Raw genomic sequence first — 20761 nt, 5'->3', positions numbered from 1 at the left:
TTATGGAAAATGCTTTGATTGAATTTCGTAACCTGAAAACCCACTTTCATACCTCTAGCGGAACTGTCAAAGCGGTCAATGACGTCAGTTTTAAAATACGTGAGGGTGAAACGCTCTGTGTGGTAGGCGAATCCGGCTGCGGCAAAAGTGTAACGGCCATGACGATGATGCGGCTGATTGATTCCCCACACACCTCAGACGGTGAAATCTGGTTTGAGGGCAAAAACCTGTTAACGCTGAATAAAGGTCAGATGCAACAAATTCGCGGCAATGACATTTCAATTATTTTTCAGGAGCCGATGTCTTCGCTGAATCCAGTGCTTACCATTGGAGAACAGATTACCGAGCCGCTGCTGATGCATACATTAATGAGTAAAAAGGAAGCACATACCCGAGCGATTGAGCTGATCAATCTGGTGGGTATTTCGCGTCCGAAGGAAATATTTCATTCGTATCCGCATGAACTGAGCGGTGGTATGCGCCAGCGGATCATGATTGCTATCGCACTGAGTTGTAATCCGAAGCTGCTGATTGCGGATGAACCGACAACGGCACTGGACGTTACGATTCAGGCGCAAATTCTCGATCTGATGCGGGATTTAAAGGATAAACTCAAAACGTCTATTATGCTGATTACGCATGATCTAGGTGTAGTGGCTGAAATGGCCGATTATGTGGTCGTCATGTATGCCGGGAACGTGATTGAAGAGGCCCCCGTCATTGAGTTGTTCAAGAATCCGCAGCATCCATATACGCAAGGGTTATTGAAGGCGAAGCCCGTCATTAATCAGAAGATTGATCGGCTGTATTCGATCCCTGGTCAGGTTCCCAACCCGATTGAGCTGGAGGAAAACTGTCATTTTCATGATCGGTGTGCGCATTGTATGCAAATCTGTAAGGATCAGGCCCCTCCCCTGCACGAAAAGAAGAGCGGTCATAAGGTTGCCTGCTGGCTATATGAGGAAGAAGGAGGGCAACGGGGATGAGCGAGCCTTTAATTCAAGTGGAAGGTCTGAAAAAATATTTCCCGATCACAGGCGGGATTTTTCAGCGTACCGTGGGACATGTGAAAGCGGTCGACGATGTGTCTTTTAACATCCATAAGGGAGAGTCCTTCGGTCTGGTAGGAGAATCCGGTTGTGGCAAAAGCACGATTGGGCGTACGATTCTCAGACTGATGGATAAGACAGAGGGATCGGTGCGATACAAGGGAGAGGATTTGCATGCGTTAAGCAAGGAGCAGATTCGTGCGCTTCGTCCGAAGCTGCAAATTGTCTTTCAGGACCCATTTAGCTCATTGAACCCGAGAATTAAGGTAGGCGAAGCCATCGGGGAAGCACTGCTGGATCACGGATTGATTGACCGTAGCAAGCTGCGGAAAAAGGTGAACGAGACGCTGGATATCTGCGGACTATCCTCCTATCACTATGATCGGTATCCACATGAGTTCTCTGGCGGTCAGCGTCAGCGGATTGGGATTGCGCGGGCTTTGATTTTAAATCCTGATTTTATCGTGGCTGACGAGCCGGTATCTGCACTTGATGTGTCTATTCAGGCTCAGATCATTAACTTGTTAAGTGATTTGCAGCAGGAACGGCAGTTGACTTATCTGTTCATCTCGCATGATCTGAGTGTGGTCGAGCATCTATGCAGCCGTATCGGTGTGATGTATCTAGGCTCGATGGTGGAGTTAACTTCCAAAGAGGAGCTCTTCCGCAATCCGCTTCATCCGTATACGAAGGCGCTGCTGTCGGCGGTTCCCATTCCCGATCCTACGATCAAGAGACAACGAATTGTACTAAAAGGGGACATTCCTTCCCCGGCGAATCCGCCGTCAGGCTGCAAGTTCCATACGCGCTGTCCTATGGCGGAGGCCCGTTGTAAAACGGAAATTCCGGCGTATCGGGATGCGGGCGATCAGCATTTTGTGGCCTGTCATTTTGCCTAGAACCATAGTAGAAAGCCTTTTTGAATCATTTGACTTATAAAAATCTGTCAGCCTGCAAGCAGGAATTGGCGGGTTTTTTGCTGTGGAGTGGAAAAGACAAAAAAATTACATCTTTTTTTCGAAAAGTTGCAGACAAAATGGATTTTTCATCGTCTAATAAAGTATGGGGGTTATTACGATGATGAAAAAATACTGGTTACGTTGGGCTATTGTGGTCCCGGTACTTATTATATTGATTTTTATTACACTTGGACCAAGGCTGCTGGTCGGTAAGCCGGATGTGGATGCAGGAGCCGCGGTGCTGATGGACATGCAGACGGGAGAATTGTTGATGGATGTGAATGGCGATACGCCTATGCCTTCCGCAAATATGTCCAAGCTCATGACTGAGCTGCTGGTGCTGGAGGATATTCGTGCCGGGCGGTTGGGCTGGAATGATGAAGTGAAAATCAGCCGTTACGCAAGTACAGTAGGTGGTGTAAATCTGTCACTCCGATATGGTGAAAGGCTGACGGTGTCCGAACTGTTCCAGAGCATGGTTGTGTATTCAGCTAATGACGCGGCTGTGGCACTGGCGGAGCGCTCAGCAGGCAGTGAACCGACTTTTGTGAAGCGCATGAACGATAAAGCGGCTAAGATTGGATTGACGTCCTACAGCCGATTCAGCAATGCGTCAGGAGCGGGGCAGAGTGAGCTGGGTCCTAACCATCCCGAGAATATTCGGGGAGAAACGCAAATGACGGCAAGCGATACGGCGAAGCTGGCCTCCTACCTTATTACGTCGCATCCGGAGATTTTGAGAACGTCCAGCCGTACGCAGATGGAATTGAAGGATAAGGGCATCTATATTAGTAATACGAACTGGATGCTGCCTTCCTTGGCGGGACCCTACTCTTACGCAGGAACGGATGGGCTGAAAGCGGGATACACCAGCGATGCGGGATATTGCTTCACTGGCACAGCCGAACAGCATGGCAGAAGGCTGGTTGCTGTAGTGCTGGGGGCACCGAGCAAGGAGGAACGCTTCGAGCAGACACGGAAGCTGTTCGACTATGGTTTCGCTCTGTCTACCTCTTTCCCGGTACGGCTGCAAAATTTGGCTAAGATAGGATACAGGCTATAAACATCAAGCAAGGCTTTGACCGTGAGGGCGAAGCCTTTTTTTGGCGTGGATGTGGTGACGAGGGGCTGACTACGACATGGCACTTTTGACAACAAGGTAGCAGACCTTTTATGCTGTGGTGGGGAAGTTTTCGCTTCATAAGAGCCAAATTCGGTTTAATGAAGAGATGGGATTTATCGAAGTAAAGAAGGAAGGAACCTGTTATGGAGAGAAGACATAGGAGAAGGACAGGCGGCAAGCCTAAGAATAAAAAAAGGTTTACCGCTCTATATATTTCATGTATTGTTTTGTTTCTGATTGCGGCGGGAGGATATCTGTTCCGTAAACAGCTAACGCTGGTGGCCTTTGACTGGTTCGTATCTCCGACGTTGGAGAGCAAGCTGGAGAAGTCCTTTCAGCCGCGCCAGTCGGAGGGACAGAAGCAGCCGGAGCCGGTTGCTTATCGGAAAGAGCCGTTTTCGGTGCTGCTGCTCGGTACGGACCAAAGGCCGAACGAGAAGGCGCGTGGCCGCTCGGATACGGTTATTTATGCGGCTGTACGGCCTGCGGAATCGCGTGTGCTTCTGGTTTCCCTTCCAAGGGATACGTATGTCCAGATTGTCGGACATGATCCAAATCATGACGGTGAGGATGATTTTGATAAGTTGGGGCATGCTTATGCGTTCGGAGGCGAGGATATGTCCATAGCTACGGTAGAGAAGCTGATGGAGCATAAGGCCGATTATTATGCTACGATTAATTTCCAGGGTATTCAGGATGCTGTAAATACGGTGGGCGGGGTTGAGCTTCCCATCGATAAGCCGATTGAGAATAAAAATCCGCTGCATATCAAGTTCCGCATCGAGGCGGGCAAGCCGCTTTATAATGGTGAAGAAGCGATGTATTATGTTAGATATAGGGAAGACAGCGACTTTAACCGTACCAAACGGCAGCAAATTTTTCTGAATGCAATGGCGGATAAGCTGCTGAATATCAACGGGATTTCCAAGATTCCGGAGCTACTCGATATTATGGGAGCCAATTTCAAGACGGATATGGAGCCTACTTTTATTACCGGGCTTGGCAAGCAGGCCATTTCGCAGGGTCAACCACAAATTTCGAGCTTTACAATTACGGGGGAAGGTTTCAAGAAGAAGGGCCTGTATTATGACCGGGCCAATGAACAGGAACTCGAATACGCCAGACTTATGATCGCAAACTGGCTGGATTCCGGCACAACCCCGCAGACGCTGAAGCTTCCCGACAAGCAGGACATTCAGTGAGTAATCATTTGATTTTACAATTGATTTTGAGGGGGATTCTTTTCTCATGAATATCGCTTTTTTCTTGCTTCCCAAACAAGAGGTTGCTTTTGTCACGGCGGATGCAACTTTACGGCAAACGTTGGAGCGAATGGAGTATCACCGCTTCACGGCGGTTCCGATTTTGGATAAGGAAGGTAGATATACCGGCACGGTTACAGAGGGTGATCTGCTGTGGCATATGAAGGAATCTGAGGGGAAAATCACCTTTGAAAACGCTTCGAAGTTTATGCTCAAGGACGTCCCGCTTCGGGTTTCGATAAAGCCGGTGTCCATTGATGCCAATATGGAGGATTTAATTAATTTGGCTAAGGTTCAGAACTTTGTACCTGTTGTGGATGATATGGAACGGTTTATCGGCATTGTCCGCCGTAGCCAGATTATTGAATATTGTGAAAAATTTGTGTCGAGAGAATCGCTTAACTCGTCATCTTAAAGCAAGCAGCATAGCTGCTTTGAAAATAACTATTTACCCTATGGGGTAACAGTTATTTTCAAAATAGGATATGCTATAATGGAGAATAAAGCTTTTTCAGAGGGGTGTGACTCTTCATCATATGCCTAAAGAACTGGATGTAGTTAAACGGGCCAAGGTAATTGAATGGCTCAAAACAGAGGTGCTTGACCAGGTTTCCCGTCTGTTTAAAGCGATGTGGGAAGGTAGTACAGCCCGCATTGGCGATTGTCTGGCGAGTCTGATGATGAGCAGTTATATTTTGGGAAGACGTCTTGGAGTGTCTTACCGTGAATTGGATGATCTCCTCATCGACAAGCTAAGAAAGCACAAAAAAGAAGGACACCAGCTGGAGGATTGGTATCAGGACATATCCGCACTGGAAGAACATATGCGTAAGAGGTGAAAACTTTGAAATTCCGCTTGGCAACTGTAGCATGGAGCGTTATTTATTTGCTTCTGCTGCTGTCTCTATTGACACCCTTAAGAATCTTTACCGTATTTTTGCTGATTGTGCCTGGCGTTGTATTATTTTCATCGCTGCCTTTCAAGGGATTTCTGATTCATGTCATACCGGTGCTGTTGATTATAGCGCTACAAGATGTATATTTGCTGCTTCCCGCGATTTATTTTCTGATCCCCGCCTTGTTAATGGGACGGGTATATAAAAAGGGAGCACCTGCTTTTCAGGCGTTGATGACCGGAACGGGTGTGATTTTAGCCGAGTTGTTGGTTGTATTGCTCATCGCTACGTATACCTTCGGGTTTGATCTTTCGCAGTATCTTCGTGATCAGGCTGCTATATCGGCAAATCTGGTACAGCAAATCCTAAATGGAAATCCGATGCTTCCAGGCATGAATTGGACAGCAGAAGATACACAGAGACTCGGTACGATGATGATCGGCAAAGTTCCATATGTGCTAATCCTGACCTCGTTTTTACTGGCTGTGATCACGCACGCTCTGACGCGTCCGGCATTGAGTAGCCTTGATGTGCCTGTACGCAAAATGAAGCCTGCTCGAGAATGGAGGCTGCCACGCGCGCTCATCTGGTATTACCTGCTGGCGATTGTGTTTGAGTGGGTGGCCATGTCCTCTGACAGCAGTTGGGTTCAGGCGGTTTCTGTTAGTATGTTGCCGCTGATTCATGCGTGCTTTATTATCCAGACGATCGGATTTATTTACTTCTGGACGCATAGCCGTAACATGAGCCCTGTGATCGCGGTGCTGCTATCGCTCGTCGTTCTGGTGTTCCAGCCGCTCCGCATTATCGGTATTATTGATTTGGCCTTTCCGCTGCGTGAAGCTATTACAAGATCAAAGAAATAGGGTGAACAGTCATGCCTAAATTTCTACAAAAACGCTGGCACGGCTATCAGACTGTCTGGGCGTTTTTACTGCTGCTGGTGCTTGTCATATGTATTTCCATGTATAACTGGGAACTGGGTGTGATGGGACTGGTGCTGTCATTCTTGCTCGGCGGGCTGATGCTGAAGACGGAATTGGATTTCCGTCGGGAACTGAATCAATATATCAGCGGCCTTTCCTTTCGCATCAAGCGGGTGGAAGGGGAAGCGGTCAGCTCACTGCCGTTTGGCATCATTTTATACAGCGAAAATCGAACGGTAGAATGGCACAATCGGTTCGCTGGGGAAATGTTTGAGGACCAGTCACTGATAGGCGAGCCGCTCCAGGACCTCTTTCCCCAGCTGGCAGGAGCTTTGGGTGCCAAAAAGGAAACGAAGGAGCCTGTTCGTGAGCTAAAGGTAGAGCTACAGCATGATGAGCGCTATTATCAGTTCCTCATCGTGCTGGATGAGCGTCTGATTTATTTGTATGAAGTAACGGAGTTGGCGGTGCTGCGCAAGCAGTATGAGAACGAGCGGCTGGCGCTCGGCATCGTTATGCTTGATAATATGGATGAAGCCGCTCAGGGAATGGACGATCAGCAGCGGACCGCGCTTATTGCGAAGGTGTCGAGCGAGATCACAGCATGGGCGAACCAGTACAATATTTATTTGCGCCGTTTGTCATCTGAGCGCTATCTCATCATGCTGAATCACAAGGCGCTACAGGAGCTGGAGCAAAGTCGATTCGTCATTCTGGATACGGTGCGGGAAATGACGGCCGATTTGAAAGTGCCGATGACACTGAGCATCGGTTTGTCCTTCGGCGCGGAGAGCATCAAGGAGCTGGGTGAGCTGGCTCAGTCCAGTCTGGATATGGCGCTCGGACGGGGTGGCGACCAGGCGGCGGTGAAGGCCGGACAGCGTCTATCTTTTTACGGCGGCAAGTCCAATGCTGTCGAAAAGCGTACACGGGTGCGCGCGCGGGTCATTGCGCATGCGCTGCGTGACCTGATGCAGGAGAGCGACCGCGTGCTGATCATGGGGCACAAAATACCGGACATGGATGCACTGGGAGCAGCCATCGGGGTGTGGAAGGCGGCAGCGCTCTACAACGTAGAGGCGCACATCGTGCTGGATAAATCCAATCCGTCCATCGACCGGATGATGGAACAGGTGAACAAGGACGAGAATCTGTCAGCAGCGCTCATGACACCGGAGCAATCGCTCCAGTTGATGACCGAGCACAGCCTGCTGGTCGTGGTGGATACGCACAAGGCTTCGATGACGATTGAGCCAAAATTGGTGCAGACGGCGAGCAGGGTGGTCGTTGTAGATCATCATCGTCGGGGCGAGGAGTTTATTAACGACTCTGTTTTGATTTATCTGGAGCCATATGCGTCGTCGGCTTGTGAGCTGGTGACAGAGCTGCTGCAATATATTCATGAGAAGGTTCAACTGACGCCGCTGGAGGCGACATCGTTGCTTGCAGGGATTACGGTGGATACCAAGCATTTTTCCTTGCATACAGGCTCGCGGACGTTTGAGGCTGCCGGTTTTTTGCGGCGTAGCGGGGCGGATACAGTGATGATCCAGCGCTTGTTAAAAGAGGACCTGGATGAATATATTGCTAAGGCGGAAATTATTAAGCATGCTAAAATGATATATGGGCACATCGCGCTTGCGGTGACAGAGCCTGGACAGAAGATACCGCAGCTCCTGATTGCTCAGGTGGCGGATTCATTACTCAATATGACGGATGTACTGGCCTCTTTTGTGGTCAGTGAACGTCCTGACGGCCTGGTGGGGATCAGCGCCCGTTCACTCGGACGCATGAATGTACAGGTCGTCATGGAACGGCTGGGCGGCGGAGGACATCTGACGAATGCGGCTGTTCAGCTGGATTGTCCGCTGGAGGAAGCCAAACGCAGAGTGGTCGACGTGCTGGCCGAAATTGATGGGGAAGAGGGGTTATTTGAATGAGAGTGATTTTTATTAAAGATATGAAGGGCCAAGGCAAGAAGGGTCAAATTAAGGAAGTATCGGACGGTTACGCAGCGAATTTCCTGCTGCCGCGCGGTATTGCCCGCCCGGCGACGGAAGGGAATATGAAGACGCTGGAGAACCAGAACGCTGCTGAGGAAAAGCGCAAGCAAGAGGAAAAGGAAGAGGCGCAGGCACTCGGCAAAAAGCTGGAATCCACAACCGTTCAGCTGAAAGCAAAAGCTGGTGAAGGCGGTCGACTGTTCGGCGCAATTACAAGCAAGCAAATCGCGGAAGCGGTCGCTGCAACGGGGATTAAGCTGGACAAACGCAAAATCGAGCTGGAAGAACCGATTCGTACGTTGGGCGTGACTCAAATGACCGTTAAGCTTCATCCTGAGGTCAAAGCTACGCTGAAGGTACAGGTGACCGAAGAATAATTATGGGCGGCGAATTTTTCGATCGGATTCCTCCGCAAAATCTGGAGGCAGAACAGGCGGTTATCGGGTCCATTTTGCTCCAGTCCGAAGCACTGATTACAGCGATGGAGCGGGTGCAGACCGAGGATTTTTACGATAAGGCTCACCAGATGATTTACGAAGCGATGATTGAGCTGGGTGAATCCGGACAGCCGATAGACTTGGTTACACTGACCTCGAAAATTCAGGACAAGGGTCAGCTGGAGGATATCGGGGGCGTCAGCTATCTGGCAAAGCTGGCTCACGGGGTGCCGACAGCGGCTAACGTGGATTACTACGCTCAGATTATTGAAGAAAAGGCGATGCTCCGCCGATTGATTCGTGCAGCCACGCAGATTGTGAGCGAAGGCTATAGCGGTGGCGAGGACGTCGCTGGTATGCTGAGCGATGCCGAGCGCAAGATTATGGAGATATCCAACGGGCGCTCGGGCAGCGGCTTTATTGCCATCCGCGATGTCGTGATGGAAGTGTTCGATCGGGTCGAATTGCTGCATCAGAACAAGGGCAATACGACCGGGATTCCGTCCGGCTTTGTTGATTTGGACAAGATGACGGCGGGTTTCCAGCGCAATGATCTAATCATTGTGGCAGCTCGTCCATCCGTGGGTAAAACGGCGTTCGCCCTGAATATTGCGCAAAACGTTGCGGTTCGGGCGAAGGAGACGGTAGCCATCTTCAGTCTGGAAATGTCGGCGGCCCAGCTCGTTCAGCGGATGATCTGCGCCGAGGCCAATCTGGACGCGAACGTCATGCGGACAGGTGATTTTAAAGGCGACGACGATTGGGCGAAGCTGACGATGGGCATTGCTGCCTTGTCAGAGGCCGAGATCTATATTGACGATACGCCGGGTATTACGGTTGCGGATATCCGTGCCAAGTGCCGCCGTCTCAAGACGGAAAAAGGACTCGGCATGATCGTGATCGACTACTTGCAGCTCATTCATGGGCGCGGGAAATCGGGCGAGAATCGGCAGCAGGAGGTATCCGAAATTTCACGGACCTTGAAGCAAATTGCCCGTGAGCTTGAAGTGCCTGTAATCGCCCTCTCCCAGTTGAGCCGGGGTGTAGAGCAGCGTCAGGACAAGCGTCCGATGATGAGTGACTTGCGGGAATCCGGTTCCATTGAGCAGGATGCTGATATCGTCGCGTTTCTGTACCGGGATGATTACTATAATCAGGAAACGGAAAAGAAAAATATTATTGAGATTATCATTGCCAAGCAACGTAACGGCCCGGTCGGTACGGTAGAGCTGGTGTTTCTCAAAAATTATAATAAATTCGCCAATTATGAGCGTGCCCATTCGGATGTGTTCGCTGGATAACGGAATGATATATTTGAAAAAAGGCTCTTTCGACGCGGTTTTCGTGATGTCGAAGGGGCCTTTTACATACGATATTCATAAGTTTTTATATAAGGGCCGAAACTCTCAATTACGAACAATACTATTTTCATGTGATATAATGTTCGCTTTTTATTTGACTTTGAAAAATGGTGCTGTTACACTTATAGTGCTGCTTCAACGCAGTGGGGAGATCATTACGCCCGGGGCTTTCCGTACCTACGGAATGTCTGCGACGGACGTTTTTTCCTGCTGTCCGAGAACGCTCCCTATCTGTCCGCTCAGGCGGTTGAAATCGGATATGCGCAGCGCGTCAGCTCAAAATCAGAGTGTCTGTGGGCACTCCACGGAGGAATGAAACATGTCAACTGTAGTCGTTGTGGGAACACAATGGGGAGACGAAGGCAAAGGTAAAATTACGGACTATCTGGCGGAAAGCGCTGAAGTGGTGGCCCGTTACCAAGGCGGAAACAATGCTGGTCATACGATTCTCATTGACGGTAAAAAGTACAAGCTGAGCCTGATTCCATCCGGCGTTTTTTATGAAGATAAAAAGTGTGTCATTGGCAACGGCATGGTAGTTAATCCGGCCGCTCTTATTGAAGAAATTACTTACATTCACGATAATGGCTTCTCTACGAAAAATCTGGTCATTAGTGACCGTGCACATGTTATTATGCCATACCACATCACGTTGGATGTGCTGGAAGAAGACCGCAAAGGACCTAACCAAATCGGTACTACGCGTAAAGGGATCGGCCCTGCTTATATGGATAAAGCTGCTCGTAACGGTATTCGTATTGCTGATTTGCTGGATGCAGAGGAATTCGAAAAGAAGCTGCGCCATCAAACAAAAGAAAAGAATCAAATGATTGAACAAGTATACGGCGGCAAGCCGCTGGATGTAGAAGAAATACTGAAACAATACCTGGAGTATGCAGAATTTGTTCGTCCTTATGTAGGGGATACGTCTGTTGTGCTGAATGATGCGATTGATGCGAATCAAAAGGTACTGTTCGAGGGCGCGCAAGGCGTTATGCTCGATATCGACCAAGGTACGTATCCGTACGTTACGTCCTCGAACCCATCGGCTGGCGGCGTATGTATCGGTTCCGGTGTAGGCCCGTCCAAGATTCAACAAGTCATCGGTGTAGCTAAATCCTACACAACTCGTGTCGGTGACGGTCCGTTCCCAACGGAACTGAATGATGAAATCGGCGATTACATCCGTGAAACAGGTCATGAGTATGGTACCGTTACAGGTCGTGCTCGTCGTGTTGGCTGGTTTGATAGTGTGGTTGTACGTCATGCCCGTCGTGTCAGCGGACTTACAGGTTTGTCCTTGAACTCGCTGGACGTATTGACAGGTCTGAAAACGGTGAAAATTTGCACAGGCTACAAGTATCGCGGTGAGGTGATTACGCATTATCCGGCTAGTTTGAAAATGCTGGCGGAGTGCGAGGCCGTATACGAGGAACTGCCAGGCTGGAGCGAAGACATTACTGGCGTGAAAACGCTGGAGGAACTGCCTGAGACTACTCGCAATTACGTACAACGCGTATCTGAGCTGACAGGTATTCCAATTGCAATCTTCTCTGTTGGTCGTAACCGTGACCAAACGAACCAGGTGCTTCCGATTTACCTGTAAACTAGCAGAATTGTTTTCATCTGTTAAGGCGTTATGCATAGCTATTCCTGCACGACCAAGGAGAGAGAGGCTGTTAAAAGCCCCCCTCTCCTTTTTTTTATGTAAAAAGCGTTCCTCTGATTTCCGTCCCCTTTACAAAATCTTATCGCCCATGTTGATTTGTGATAACAAACCCTCTCTATAATCCAGATAGAAAGAGATTCGGACGTCTAGACGTCTTGAGAGGGATGAATTATGAACTGGTATCTTCGCTCACTTGGCACACGCAAAATTATGGAGTTCATCGTGCTCGTTATTTTCGTCATTTTTTTCCTGGGGCCTCTGACCAACCTGCTACTATTAGCGGTTTCAGGAAAATGGCAGTATCCTGCACCGCTGCCACAGAGCTTGTCACTGGAATGGTGGAAATTTGTATTGACCCAGGATGATGTGCTCAGCTCCATATCTCTATCCTTCCTGATCGCCATTACGGTTACCGTGTGCTCGATTATCGTATGTGTTCCCGCTGCCTACGCCTTCGCGCGGATTTCGTTTCCGCTTAGCAAGTGGTTTTTGTTTTCATTTTTGCTCACGCATGCTTTTCCGAAAATGGGATTGTACGTGTCTATCGCAGTGTTGTTCTACAAGTTCGGGCTGATGAACACCTTTACGGGCATTGTATTGATCCACATGGTGAACACGCTGATGTACATGACCTGGATTCCTTCCTCTGCGTTCCGCAGCGTCCATCGTGCTCAAGAGGAATCTGCCCGGGATGCCGGGGCAGGACCGTTACGGGTTTTCTGGAAAATTACATTCCCCATGGCGCTGCCCGGTATTGTGGTCGCTTCCATCTTTACATTTCTCGCTTCATTAGATGAGGCGCAGGGAACGCTGCTCGTCGGGACACCGGACTATAAAACGATGCCTGTCATTATGTATTCCATTATTGCGGATTATCCGAGTACTACGGGTGCTGTATTCTCCGTCATTTTGACTCTGCCCACGGTGATCTTGCTGCTGGCCGCAAGGCGTTTCGTAAGCGCGGACGTGCTGGCTGGCGGATTCCAGGTGAAATAACGCAATTGGTAAAAGAGGAGTTTGAAAAATCCTGAAAAAGGAGCCTAAGCTAATGTCCATTCAATTATCCATTCGTGAGTTAACCAAGCGCTTTAAGACGGGAGACGGGGTCAAAGGCATTTCACTTGACGTGATGAAAGGGGAACTTGTGACCCTGCTCGGTCCTTCCGGCTGTGGTAAAACAACCGTGCTTCGCTCCATTGGCGGCTTTCTGGACCCGGACAGTGGCGACATTCAGATTCAGGGTAAAAGTGTGCTCAAGCTGCCACCCGAAAAACGCCCAACCGCTATGGTGTTCCAAAGCTATAATTTGTGGCCGCATATGACGGTGTATGACAACCTTGCTTTCGGGTTGAAGATTCGCAAGGTGAAAAAGGCAGAGATTGACCGCCAGGTGAAGGAAGCGCTGGCACTGGTTCGGCTGGAGACAGCAGAGCGTAAAACGCCGGGGCAGCTCTCGGGCGGTCAGCAGCAGCGGGTAGCGCTCGCTCGGGCTCTGCTGCTAAAGCCGGATGTATTGCTGCTGGACGAGCCTTTTTCCGCGCTCGATGCCAAGCTGCGCATGGAGATGAGGGAAGAGCTGCGCGACATCCAGACCCAGACGGGAATGACGATGGTGTTCGTCACCCACGATCAGGAGGAGGCACTGTCCATTTCCGACCGGATTGTCGTTATGAATGCGGGACGGATTGAGCAGCTCTCTTCGCCGCAGGAGATTTATGACAAGCCACAGTCGCTTTTTGTAGCGGGCTTTATTGGTCGCATCAATTTATTAAAGGGGGTGAGTACAGGTCGCAGTGTGTCCGTGAGCGGAATTGCGTTCGCGCAGGAGCATGAATACAGCGGTGAATCCATGGTCGGTGTAAGGCCAGAGGATATTGTTCTGACGACGGAAGAAAACGGCTCTCTAGCCGGAACGATCAGGCAAGTGATGATTCTCGGGCATTATGCGGAGGTTTCGCTGGATAGCGGTACCGATCATCTGAAAATGTTTGTGCCGCGTGAACGGGCGGCCGATCTGCGCAGTGGAGAGCAAATCAGGTTCAGCTTCAGTAAAATTGTTACTTTTCCAGCAGCACAGTGAAGATTCACGATCAACCTCTACATCGCATCAATGTCCATCATGAACGCATCATCTGGTGATGCTGCGAACTTGTGCAACTATCTAAAGGAGGCAACAACGTGTTTGGGAAAAAGAAGATGGGTCTGATTTTGTCTGGGGTGCTTAGCTTATCGTTGTTGGCTGGATGTGGAAACAGTGGTAATGCCGCTACAGCTACAGGGGAAGCCAAGGATACGAAAGCGGGAGCAGCTACGGGAACGACAGAAATCTCCTTGTACACTGGCGGTTCTTTGAACGTCAAAGAGCTGTGGGAAACGTTAATCAAGGACTTTGAAGCTAAAAATGATCACGTTAAGGTCAAACTGGTGTATTTGCCAGCGGGAACCGGGGGCGCATCTACACTGGATCGTCTGATCGCAGCCAAGAAGAGCGGGCAAACCGATACAGATATCGACCTGTACGAAGGCAGTCTGGATGACATCACCAAAGGGGTAGGCGAAAAACTGTGGGAAACGGTAGACACCGCCAAAGTTCCGAACTTGGCGAATGTCGATGAAACGTATCTCAAGCAAGTAAACAATCAGGCCATTCCATACCGTGCCTCTTCGGTTGTTCTCGCCTACAACAGTGCAAAAGTAGCGACACCTCCGAAAACAGCGGATGAGCTGTATACGTGGATTCGTCAGCACCCGGGAAAATTTGCTTATAACGACCCGTCCACGGGTGGATCGGGTAGCTCGTTTGTGAACACGGTTATCTATAATTTCCTTCCTCCAGAGGCGATGAACAGTGATGATCCGGCAAATATGAAGAAATGGGATCAAGGCTTCTCGTTGCTCAAGGAACTGGGTCCTTCGATGTACCAAAAGGGAGTCTATCCGAAAAAGAACCAAGGCACGCTTGATATTTTGGCAAGTGAAGAGGTGGACATGGTTCCGGCCTGGTCCGATATGGCGCTCGAACAACTGGCTAAAGGTCTGCTTCCAGACACGGTGAAGCTGACACAGATCGACCCTGCTTTTACAGGCGGTCCGTCTTATCTGATGGTTCCTTCGCTTTCCTCCAAAAAAGAAGCAACACAAGAATTCCTGAATTATGTGCTGACGCCAGAAGCGCAAACGGTGGTCATCAACAAAATGTATGGCTATCCGGGGATTAAGTGGAGTCTGATGCCAAGTGAATTGCAAGAAAAATTCAACAGTGTATCTTCTGGATACCGTAGCTTTAACAGCGGCGAGCTCCAGCAGGAAATCTACAAACGCTGGCAGAGTGAAGTAGCGGGCGGTTAATCATGAGTTCATCGTCCAAAAGGGGGATGCTGGGGCTTGCCCTGGTCATCCCGTCTTTTCTCATTTTGCTGGTCGTCGTCATTATTCCGATTCTCTATGCCGTAAAGGAAAGCCTGATAGATCAGCATGGAACGGGCTACGGGCTGGCGAACTATATCCGCCTGTTTACGGAGCCTGCGATGCGAAAAAACATTATATATACGATCAATGTCACACTGGTCTCGACAGCCCTCACATTGGTCATCAGCTACGCTTTGGCGATTTATCTGCGATTTGGAAAAGGTTTTGTTGTCAAATGGATCGGCCGATTGTATTTTGTCCCGATGTTCGTTCCTGGCGTAATTGCAACCTATGCGATCATTACGATGTACGGCAATCATGGCTGGGCTGCACGCCTTTTGTTGCCGCTGGGTATTGAAACCATTCCGAGGATTATTTACGACTACAAAGGTCTGGTGCTGGCTAATCTGTGGTTTAACATTCCATTCGCCACCATGCTGCTAAGCTCGGCCCTTGCCAGCATTCCAAACGCTGTTGTGGAGAGTGCCAGAGACGCGGGAGCCAGCACGCTGCAACTGTTTGGGCGCTTTATTTTACCCCTTTCCTACAAAACGATGTGGGTTGCGGTGACCTTCATCTTTATGGGGATTATGGGCAGCTTCACAGCTCCGTTCCTGATTGGCGCCAACTCGCCGCAGGTGCTGGGTGTCGCAATGCAGCAGGTATTTTCCAGCTATCAGGAGACGCATACAGCCAGCGCTATGGCAGTGTTTATGTTTTTACTGTGTTCTTTTATGGGATACTTTTATATTCGGACAATGGTGAAGGATGCGGATGCGAGCTAGACAGCCGCTATACACTAAGGAGGTTACAGGGATGAACAGCCAAGCAGAGGTGCAGATTACCGGGTTTAGTGGGCGAGTGTGGGAAAGGGACCTGCTGGATTGCGGGTATCGGATTGCCTTACACAAAGCGGAGGTTGAACTCAGTCCGGGGAACGGATTCCGGTTCACGTTTTCCATGCCCGAAGACGGGTTCGCGGAGCTTGATCTGCTCGCCAGATCGGACAGTGACTGGGCTGCGACAGATCGGGAATCCGCCTTCGTGCGCCTCTACCTGAACGAAGCCTATAATCAGGATGTTATTTTGTATTATGGCAGCAGTCAGGGTGTGTACACCCGTTTGTTGGGGTATCTAAAAGAAGGCGATTATGAGGTCTATGCCGAATTTCGAGAACTGGAGTCGGCTCCGCTTGTATCCAGAGCATGGATCGACGGGGTTGAAATGCGCTGCGTGGCCGATTCGTCTCCAAGGTCGCTGATTTATCGCCACACCCCGCTTTTATACGGTCGCAATCTGGCGCATCCCTATGAGAACCGCTTTACGGATACACCGCTTGTTCTGTTCTACTCCGTGGAAGAGAATGAGGGGAAAACGGTCATTGAATACCAGATGATGTACAGCCATGAGGATGAAGGAACGCCCGCACCGCTGCTCATGAGTAAATGGGGGAGAACCACCGATATCGAATGGATGTACCGCGTCGAGCTGGATGCCGGGGGCAATGTTCTGGATGCTGTTTTCCAGGGGGCACATCATATTACGACTGCGTTTAATGGCAACTATGATCTGGGCGGGCATCCTGTTCTCCAATCCGCAACAACCAATGGAAACTTTAAGGATGACATTTCATCGGACTATCGTTTTATGCTGCCGCCTGCTTTCCAGTGGAAGCCAGAGGAAGAGCCGCGTGAAGCAGTCATGAGCCGTTTTCCTTTTGCTTATCAGGTCACCGGGTGGGAGATGGAGCGTCAACAGGAGCTGGAAATGCCGTCAAATGCGTCTTCCATTATGCTTGCCCACCAGCGCAGCTATGTATTTATCCAGACTTCAAAACGCCCCTTAAGGGATTCCAGCAGTGAATTGTCTCCAGCGTCCAAGCCGGGCTTTAACCGACGCGAGGAAGATGCCTGTGTGGATATAGAGCTTCGCCTTCACGGCTCGGAGCAGTGGTATTCATCGTGCTATCATGATCTGCGACTGGGTGATTTCAGGGCTGCTTATGAGGGTGCAGAGTCGCATTTTTCTACCACGATCAAGCTATCTGGAGAGGCTGTGCTTGAGGATATAGCTGAAATCAGAGCCGTATTGCTGGAGGGCGGTGCGGACAGCATGGAAGTGGCTGGACTGTATGCTTTTACGCTAAACGAGGAAAACCTGCCGCAGTTTCCTGGTATTCGTACGGACCGGGTGATTGAGCTAACGCGGCATCATCCAGCGGGTATTTTATGGGCAGCAGACAAAAACGGAGCGGGTGCTGGCGACCATACTGTAAATCGTACTGTGAACCATGCTGTGGATGACCCGACAAGCCAGGATGGGGAGTCATGAGCAGGCTACTGTACGTGGAAGGAACGGTCGATAGAACCTGCACCCAGAGCCATATTACGTACTCTTTTCACATCCCACAGCCGACTGACACGATCCGCATTCACTTCTCTTACACCCCCAAGTTATTGGAGGATCAAGAGCAAGCGCGAGAAATTATTGAGGAAAGCATGAGCAAATACGGATACGACGAACCGGGACATTCATCAGATCTGTGGAAGAAGTATATGCCGCTGCAAAATCTATTGACGCTGTCTGTCGATGACCCTCTCCGCCACCGGGGAAATGCACACCGTCCCGAGAGGCAGCAGGAGCATTGGCTCGGTTCGTCTGCGGCTTCGCCGGGATTCCTCGCAGGAGATAATCCGGCGGGCATGTGGCGGATTACCGTCAGTCTGCATGCCGTTGTGACCGAGACGCTTGTTTACCAAATTCACGTATTGGGGGAGGAAGCCATATATGCTTAAATGGATTCCGTCTGAGCTTCACACCCATACGCTTCACAGTGACGGAAAGCAAACGCTTGAGGAGCTTGCCCAAAGCGCAGCGGACCTCGGGCTTGAATGCATCGCTATGACGGATCACAATACCCAGTCGGCACTTGTGGATCAGGAACGGGTTCAGCAGCAGTTCGGTGTCCCGATCATTTCAGGGATGGAGTGGACGACCTTTTACGGGCATATGCTGACGCTGGGGGTAGACCGCTTTATTGACTGGCGTGTGTTGGGACCGGATGACATTCATGAGGGAATCCGGCAGGTGCATGAGCAGGGAGGCATTGCAGGGCTTGCCCATCCATTCAGGATCGGAAGTCCGATCTGTACGGGATGCTTTTGGGAATACACCATTCAGGACTGGCATGAGGTCGATTATATTGAGGTCTGGTCAACGCTTATGCCGTCTATTAAGCGGGATAGCCAGCGGGCGTTTGCCATGTGGACGGATTTATTGAATCAGGGGTATCGCATCACGGCGGTAAGCGGTCGGGACTGGCATGTATCCAAACCGGATGATGCGCTTCCGGCTGTCACGTATCTGGGTATTCATGGTGAAGCAGAAGAGCAGGAGAGCTTAGTTAACCGGGCAGTTGAGGCGATCCGCCTCGGTTCGGTGTCGGTTACGATGGGACCGTTACTGACAATGTCGGCACAAATTAATGACAGCGATAAGCGGTATGGTATCGGCGAATGTGTAGAGCTGGCTGTGGAGGATTCACTGTCCGTGACGGTTCAATTGGATGTGGAAACGAGAGCAGCCCATTACAACCTTGAGCCTCAGAACCTTCGCCTTCTGCTGACAAGCGGCCAGGGGGTATGCTCCGAAACTTATATCCCTGCTCAATCAGGTGAATATACGCTATCATTACAAGATCCCGCAGGAAAAGGCTGGGTGCGAGCCGAATTATATGGATATATGGAAGATTGCGTCACGATGATTGCCTTTACAAATCCGATGTATATCACTTGAACTCAGGTCACTATAATAGAAAGGCTGGGCTTTGGACGGTGTCAACAAAACAAGAGAACATTAAGCAGCTTATAGAGGAATATATAGAGGTCAACCAAATTGAGCCGGGCGAGAGGCTGCCTTCGGAAGCTGAACTTTCCCGATTGTTCTGCGTCTCGCGTGCGACGCTACGGGGAGCCGTCCGCCAGTTGGAAACGGAAGGCAAGCTGTTGGTGAAGCACGGGAGTGGTACGTTCGCTACTTGCCCGCTGCCGAGCATTCCAAGCTCGCTGGACCGCCTGTACAGCATCGGTGACATGATCCGTTCGGCAGGGTTGCGAGAAGACGAGCAGCTGGAATCTATCAAGAGGATGACGGTATGTCCCCCTGATATTGCCGAACGAATGAGGTTTTCCGAGAATGAGCCCATGATCGTTCTGGAGCGGACTCGCACAGCCGATGGAGAAGCGGTAGCCCATTCTATCAATTGGATGCCGGAGACATTAGCAGGTTCGATTTTGGACGAAGGGTCTTTTTCGGGTTCGCTTTTTCAAAGTCTGGAACTTAAAGCCGGGGTACGAATTGTTGGTGCGTATTCGGAGCTTACTGTCCCGAGTCATGATGATGCCCATATGACGCGTCTGTTGAAGCATCCGCAGGCTACCGTGTTACTGCTCAAGCAGCTTCATTATGATGAGCTGAACAGACAGGTGTTGTATTCACTGGATTATGTCCGCAGCGACATTTTCCATTTTTGGGTGCGCCGTACGCGCTGATTCATGTAAGAATTACATCTACTATCCAATCGTGCTAGTTTTACATATTCCAAGGGTTAAAAATCGTCATATCTCGTCAATACTGATCTATATGCACTTCATGATGATACACATGGCAAGATGCGTATAAGGAGGTAACGGGATATGAGGTGGCTTGGATGGCTGCTTAAAAAAGGAATAACAGTGGTGCTGGTCAGTGCTTTAACGCTGGCGGTAACAGGTGTGGTCGTGAATGCCTATGTTCAATCGCTGCTGCGGCAGTTTAACATTCAGCTGGATCATCAGCCGGTATGGGGATTGGGTTGGCTGAAGGGAAGCTCTGGAACCGATAAAAGTACAGATACGGGGAAAAACAAAGCTACGGGCGGTGGTTCGGAAAGTGTAACACCGCCTGATGATGCTTTATCTGTCATGGGACAGGGATTAGATGAGAGTGGGAGCGGCGCAGGAGGTGCGGGTACCAGTGGGGCAACGAATGGGAAAAGCCCACAGGAGGGTGGTTCTTCGTCGGCTGGTGCATCAGGTAGCGCGTCACGGAAGCAGGCGGAAGGTACCGCTACACCTGAAACGAGTATTGAAGGTCATGACCTGGTCATCACGCCCGATAATTTGACGGAAAAGAAGAACAGTTTACCCGCCGAGCAGAAGCAGGAAATTTTTGCGATTCTGATGAATAAATTGCCGCCTGAGGAAATGCAGAAAATATCTGCCGCGATGGAAGGCGGCCTGACCGAGCAGGAGCTGCAGGATATTCAGCAGGTGCTTGCGAAGTATCTAACGAAAGAAGAGTATAACAAGCTGATGGGTATGCTTAAATAATAACGATTCGACTATGGGGAATGCTCATGCTCACAATAGGACTGTGGAATCCGCGCCGGGCGCGGATTTTTTTGCGTGTCAGGCAGAAATTGGAGTGGAGTTGAATTCTTTGTAAAAGCTATGTTAAAGTAAACAGTGTCGCGAAAAGGTTAAAATTTTGAAACCTTTTACGCAACTATGCAATGATAGATAGCGACTAATATCATAGATACTTGTAAATACAGGCTGGATTCATAGCGAGAAAAACCAATAACGAACGCATTTATACAGGAGTATTTTGCATAAATCCCAAGAGTAAC

Annotated in this window: 20 protein-coding genes; all 20 read left to right on the top strand. The window is 49.9% G+C overall.

What is annotated here, in order from left to right; genetic code table 11:
• Positions 1–2: 2 nt before the first annotated feature.
• The gene (locus QD47_RS22000) at positions 3–986 is read left to right on the top strand and encodes an ABC transporter ATP-binding protein (RefSeq protein WP_044648135.1); all 984 of its coding nucleotides are present in this window, start codon (positions 3–5) and stop codon (positions 984–986) included.
• Positions 983–1948 (top strand): ABC transporter ATP-binding protein, encoded by a 966-nt coding sequence (locus tag QD47_RS21995; RefSeq protein WP_044648134.1) that lies wholly within the window; start codon positions 983–985, stop codon positions 1946–1948. Before QD47_RS22000 ends, QD47_RS21995 begins: the two co-directional genes overlap by 4 nt.
• 178 nt (positions 1949–2126) lie before the next feature.
• A complete protein-coding gene (locus QD47_RS21990; protein ID WP_044648133.1) occupies positions 2127–3071 on the top strand; it encodes a D-alanyl-D-alanine carboxypeptidase family protein in 945 nt (314 codons plus the stop codon).
• 203 nt (positions 3072–3274) lie between these two features.
• Positions 3275–4333, top strand: a complete 1059-nt coding sequence (locus QD47_RS21985) for an LCP family protein (RefSeq protein WP_044648132.1) — start codon at positions 3275–3277, stop codon at positions 4331–4333.
• A 46-nt stretch (positions 4334–4379) separates the two neighbouring features.
• Complete coding sequence (locus QD47_RS21980; RefSeq protein ID WP_025683707.1) at positions 4380–4808, top strand: CBS domain-containing protein; 429 nt, start codon at positions 4380–4382, stop codon at positions 4806–4808.
• A 121-nt stretch (positions 4809–4929) separates the two neighbouring features.
• A complete protein-coding gene (locus tag QD47_RS21975; protein ID WP_014278979.1) occupies positions 4930–5232 on the top strand; it encodes a MazG-like family protein in 303 nt (100 codons plus the stop codon).
• A gap of 5 nt (positions 5233–5237) precedes the next feature.
• Positions 5238–6155, top strand: coding sequence for a DUF2232 domain-containing protein (locus QD47_RS21970; RefSeq protein WP_044648131.1), 918 nt, complete (start codon positions 5238–5240; stop codon positions 6153–6155).
• An 11-nt stretch (positions 6156–6166) separates the two neighbouring features.
• Positions 6167–8155 (top strand): DHH family phosphoesterase, encoded by a 1989-nt coding sequence (locus QD47_RS21965; RefSeq protein WP_014278977.1) that lies wholly within the window; start codon positions 6167–6169, stop codon positions 8153–8155.
• Entirely contained in the window at positions 8152–8595 is a 444-nt protein-coding gene (gene rplI / locus QD47_RS21960) for a 50S ribosomal protein L9 (protein ID WP_014278976.1), read from the top strand. The genes QD47_RS21965 and rplI overlap by 4 nt, the downstream gene beginning before the upstream one ends.
• 2 nt (positions 8596–8597) lie before the next feature.
• Positions 8598–9956, top strand: a complete 1359-nt coding sequence (gene dnaB / locus QD47_RS21955) for a replicative DNA helicase (RefSeq protein WP_044648130.1) — start codon at positions 8598–8600, stop codon at positions 9954–9956.
• A gap of 379 nt (positions 9957–10335) precedes the next feature.
• Positions 10336–11622: an adenylosuccinate synthase gene (locus tag QD47_RS21950; protein ID WP_044648129.1), complete on the top strand. Its 1287-nt coding sequence runs from the start codon at positions 10336–10338 to the stop codon at positions 11620–11622.
• Between the two features lie 234 nt (positions 11623–11856).
• Positions 11857–12681, top strand: coding sequence for an ABC transporter permease (locus QD47_RS21945; protein WP_025683712.1), 825 nt, complete (start codon positions 11857–11859; stop codon positions 12679–12681).
• 52 nt (positions 12682–12733) lie between these two features.
• Positions 12734–13765: an ABC transporter ATP-binding protein gene (locus QD47_RS21940; protein WP_044648128.1), complete on the top strand. Its 1032-nt coding sequence runs from the start codon at positions 12734–12736 to the stop codon at positions 13763–13765.
• Between the two features lie 98 nt (positions 13766–13863).
• Positions 13864–15033, top strand: a complete 1170-nt coding sequence (locus QD47_RS21935; protein WP_044648127.1) for an extracellular solute-binding protein — start codon at positions 13864–13866, stop codon at positions 15031–15033.
• A 2-nt stretch (positions 15034–15035) separates the two neighbouring features.
• Positions 15036–15878, top strand: coding sequence for an ABC transporter permease (locus QD47_RS21930; protein ID WP_044648126.1), 843 nt, complete (start codon positions 15036–15038; stop codon positions 15876–15878).
• A gap of 31 nt (positions 15879–15909) precedes the next feature.
• Positions 15910–17424, top strand: a complete 1515-nt coding sequence (locus QD47_RS21925; RefSeq protein ID WP_044648125.1) for a hypothetical protein — start codon at positions 15910–15912, stop codon at positions 17422–17424.
• Positions 17421–17888: a hypothetical protein gene (locus tag QD47_RS21920; RefSeq protein WP_044648124.1), complete on the top strand. Its 468-nt coding sequence runs from the start codon at positions 17421–17423 to the stop codon at positions 17886–17888. Before QD47_RS21925 ends, QD47_RS21920 begins: the two co-directional genes overlap by 4 nt.
• Positions 17881–18888 carry a CehA/McbA family metallohydrolase gene (locus tag QD47_RS21915; RefSeq protein WP_044648123.1) on the top strand — a complete coding sequence of 336 codons (1008 nt, stop codon included), beginning with the start codon at positions 17881–17883 and terminating at the stop codon, positions 18886–18888. The genes QD47_RS21920 and QD47_RS21915 overlap by 8 nt, the downstream gene beginning before the upstream one ends.
• 38 nt (positions 18889–18926) lie before the next feature.
• Complete coding sequence (locus QD47_RS21910; protein WP_044648122.1) at positions 18927–19643, top strand: GntR family transcriptional regulator; 717 nt, start codon at positions 18927–18929, stop codon at positions 19641–19643.
• A gap of 144 nt (positions 19644–19787) precedes the next feature.
• Positions 19788–20462 carry a hypothetical protein gene (locus QD47_RS21905; RefSeq protein WP_044648121.1) on the top strand — a complete coding sequence of 225 codons (675 nt, stop codon included), beginning with the start codon at positions 19788–19790 and terminating at the stop codon, positions 20460–20462.
• The last annotated feature ends 299 nt before the right edge of the window (positions 20463–20761 follow it).

Origin of the sequence: Paenibacillus terrae (assembly GCF_000943545.1) — a bacterium.
Lineage (GTDB): Bacteria > Bacillota > Bacilli > Paenibacillales > Paenibacillaceae > Paenibacillus > Paenibacillus terrae_A.
Note: the sequence above shows the minus strand (reverse complement) of the source record. Positions and strands in the feature narration are given on the sequence as shown.

Bases quoted from the DNA above. Each gene is read 5' to 3' on its own strand.
- QD47_RS22000 (WP_044648135.1), top strand. From the start codon at position 3: ATGGAAAATGCTTTGATTGAATTTCGTAACCTGAAAACCCACTTTCAT.
- QD47_RS21995 (WP_044648134.1), top strand. From the start codon at position 983: ATGAGCGAGCCTTTAATTCAAGTGGAAGGTCTGAAAAAATATTTCCCG.
- QD47_RS21990 (WP_044648133.1), top strand. From the start codon at position 2,127: ATGATGAAAAAATACTGGTTACGTTGGGCTATTGTGGTCCCGGTACTT.
- QD47_RS21985 (WP_044648132.1), top strand. From the start codon at position 3,275: ATGGAGAGAAGACATAGGAGAAGGACAGGCGGCAAGCCTAAGAATAAA.
- QD47_RS21980 (WP_025683707.1), top strand. From the start codon at position 4,380: ATGAATATCGCTTTTTTCTTGCTTCCCAAACAAGAGGTTGCTTTTGTC.
- QD47_RS21975 (WP_014278979.1), top strand. From the start codon at position 4,930: ATGCCTAAAGAACTGGATGTAGTTAAACGGGCCAAGGTAATTGAATGG.
- QD47_RS21965 (WP_014278977.1), top strand. From the start codon at position 6,167: ATGCCTAAATTTCTACAAAAACGCTGGCACGGCTATCAGACTGTCTGG.
- rplI (WP_014278976.1), top strand. From the start codon at position 8,152: ATGAGAGTGATTTTTATTAAAGATATGAAGGGCCAAGGCAAGAAGGGT.
- dnaB (WP_044648130.1), top strand. From the start codon at position 8,598: ATGGGCGGCGAATTTTTCGATCGGATTCCTCCGCAAAATCTGGAGGCA.
- QD47_RS21950 (WP_044648129.1), top strand. From the start codon at position 10,336: ATGTCAACTGTAGTCGTTGTGGGAACACAATGGGGAGACGAAGGCAAA.
- QD47_RS21945 (WP_025683712.1), top strand. From the start codon at position 11,857: ATGAACTGGTATCTTCGCTCACTTGGCACACGCAAAATTATGGAGTTC.
- QD47_RS21940 (WP_044648128.1), top strand. From the start codon at position 12,734: ATGTCCATTCAATTATCCATTCGTGAGTTAACCAAGCGCTTTAAGACG.
- QD47_RS21930 (WP_044648126.1), top strand. From the start codon at position 15,036: ATGAGTTCATCGTCCAAAAGGGGGATGCTGGGGCTTGCCCTGGTCATC.
- QD47_RS21925 (WP_044648125.1), top strand. From the start codon at position 15,910: ATGAACAGCCAAGCAGAGGTGCAGATTACCGGGTTTAGTGGGCGAGTG.
- QD47_RS21920 (WP_044648124.1), top strand. From the start codon at position 17,421: ATGAGCAGGCTACTGTACGTGGAAGGAACGGTCGATAGAACCTGCACC.
- QD47_RS21915 (WP_044648123.1), top strand. From the start codon at position 17,881: ATGCTTAAATGGATTCCGTCTGAGCTTCACACCCATACGCTTCACAGT.
- QD47_RS21905 (WP_044648121.1), top strand. From the start codon at position 19,788: ATGAGGTGGCTTGGATGGCTGCTTAAAAAAGGAATAACAGTGGTGCTG.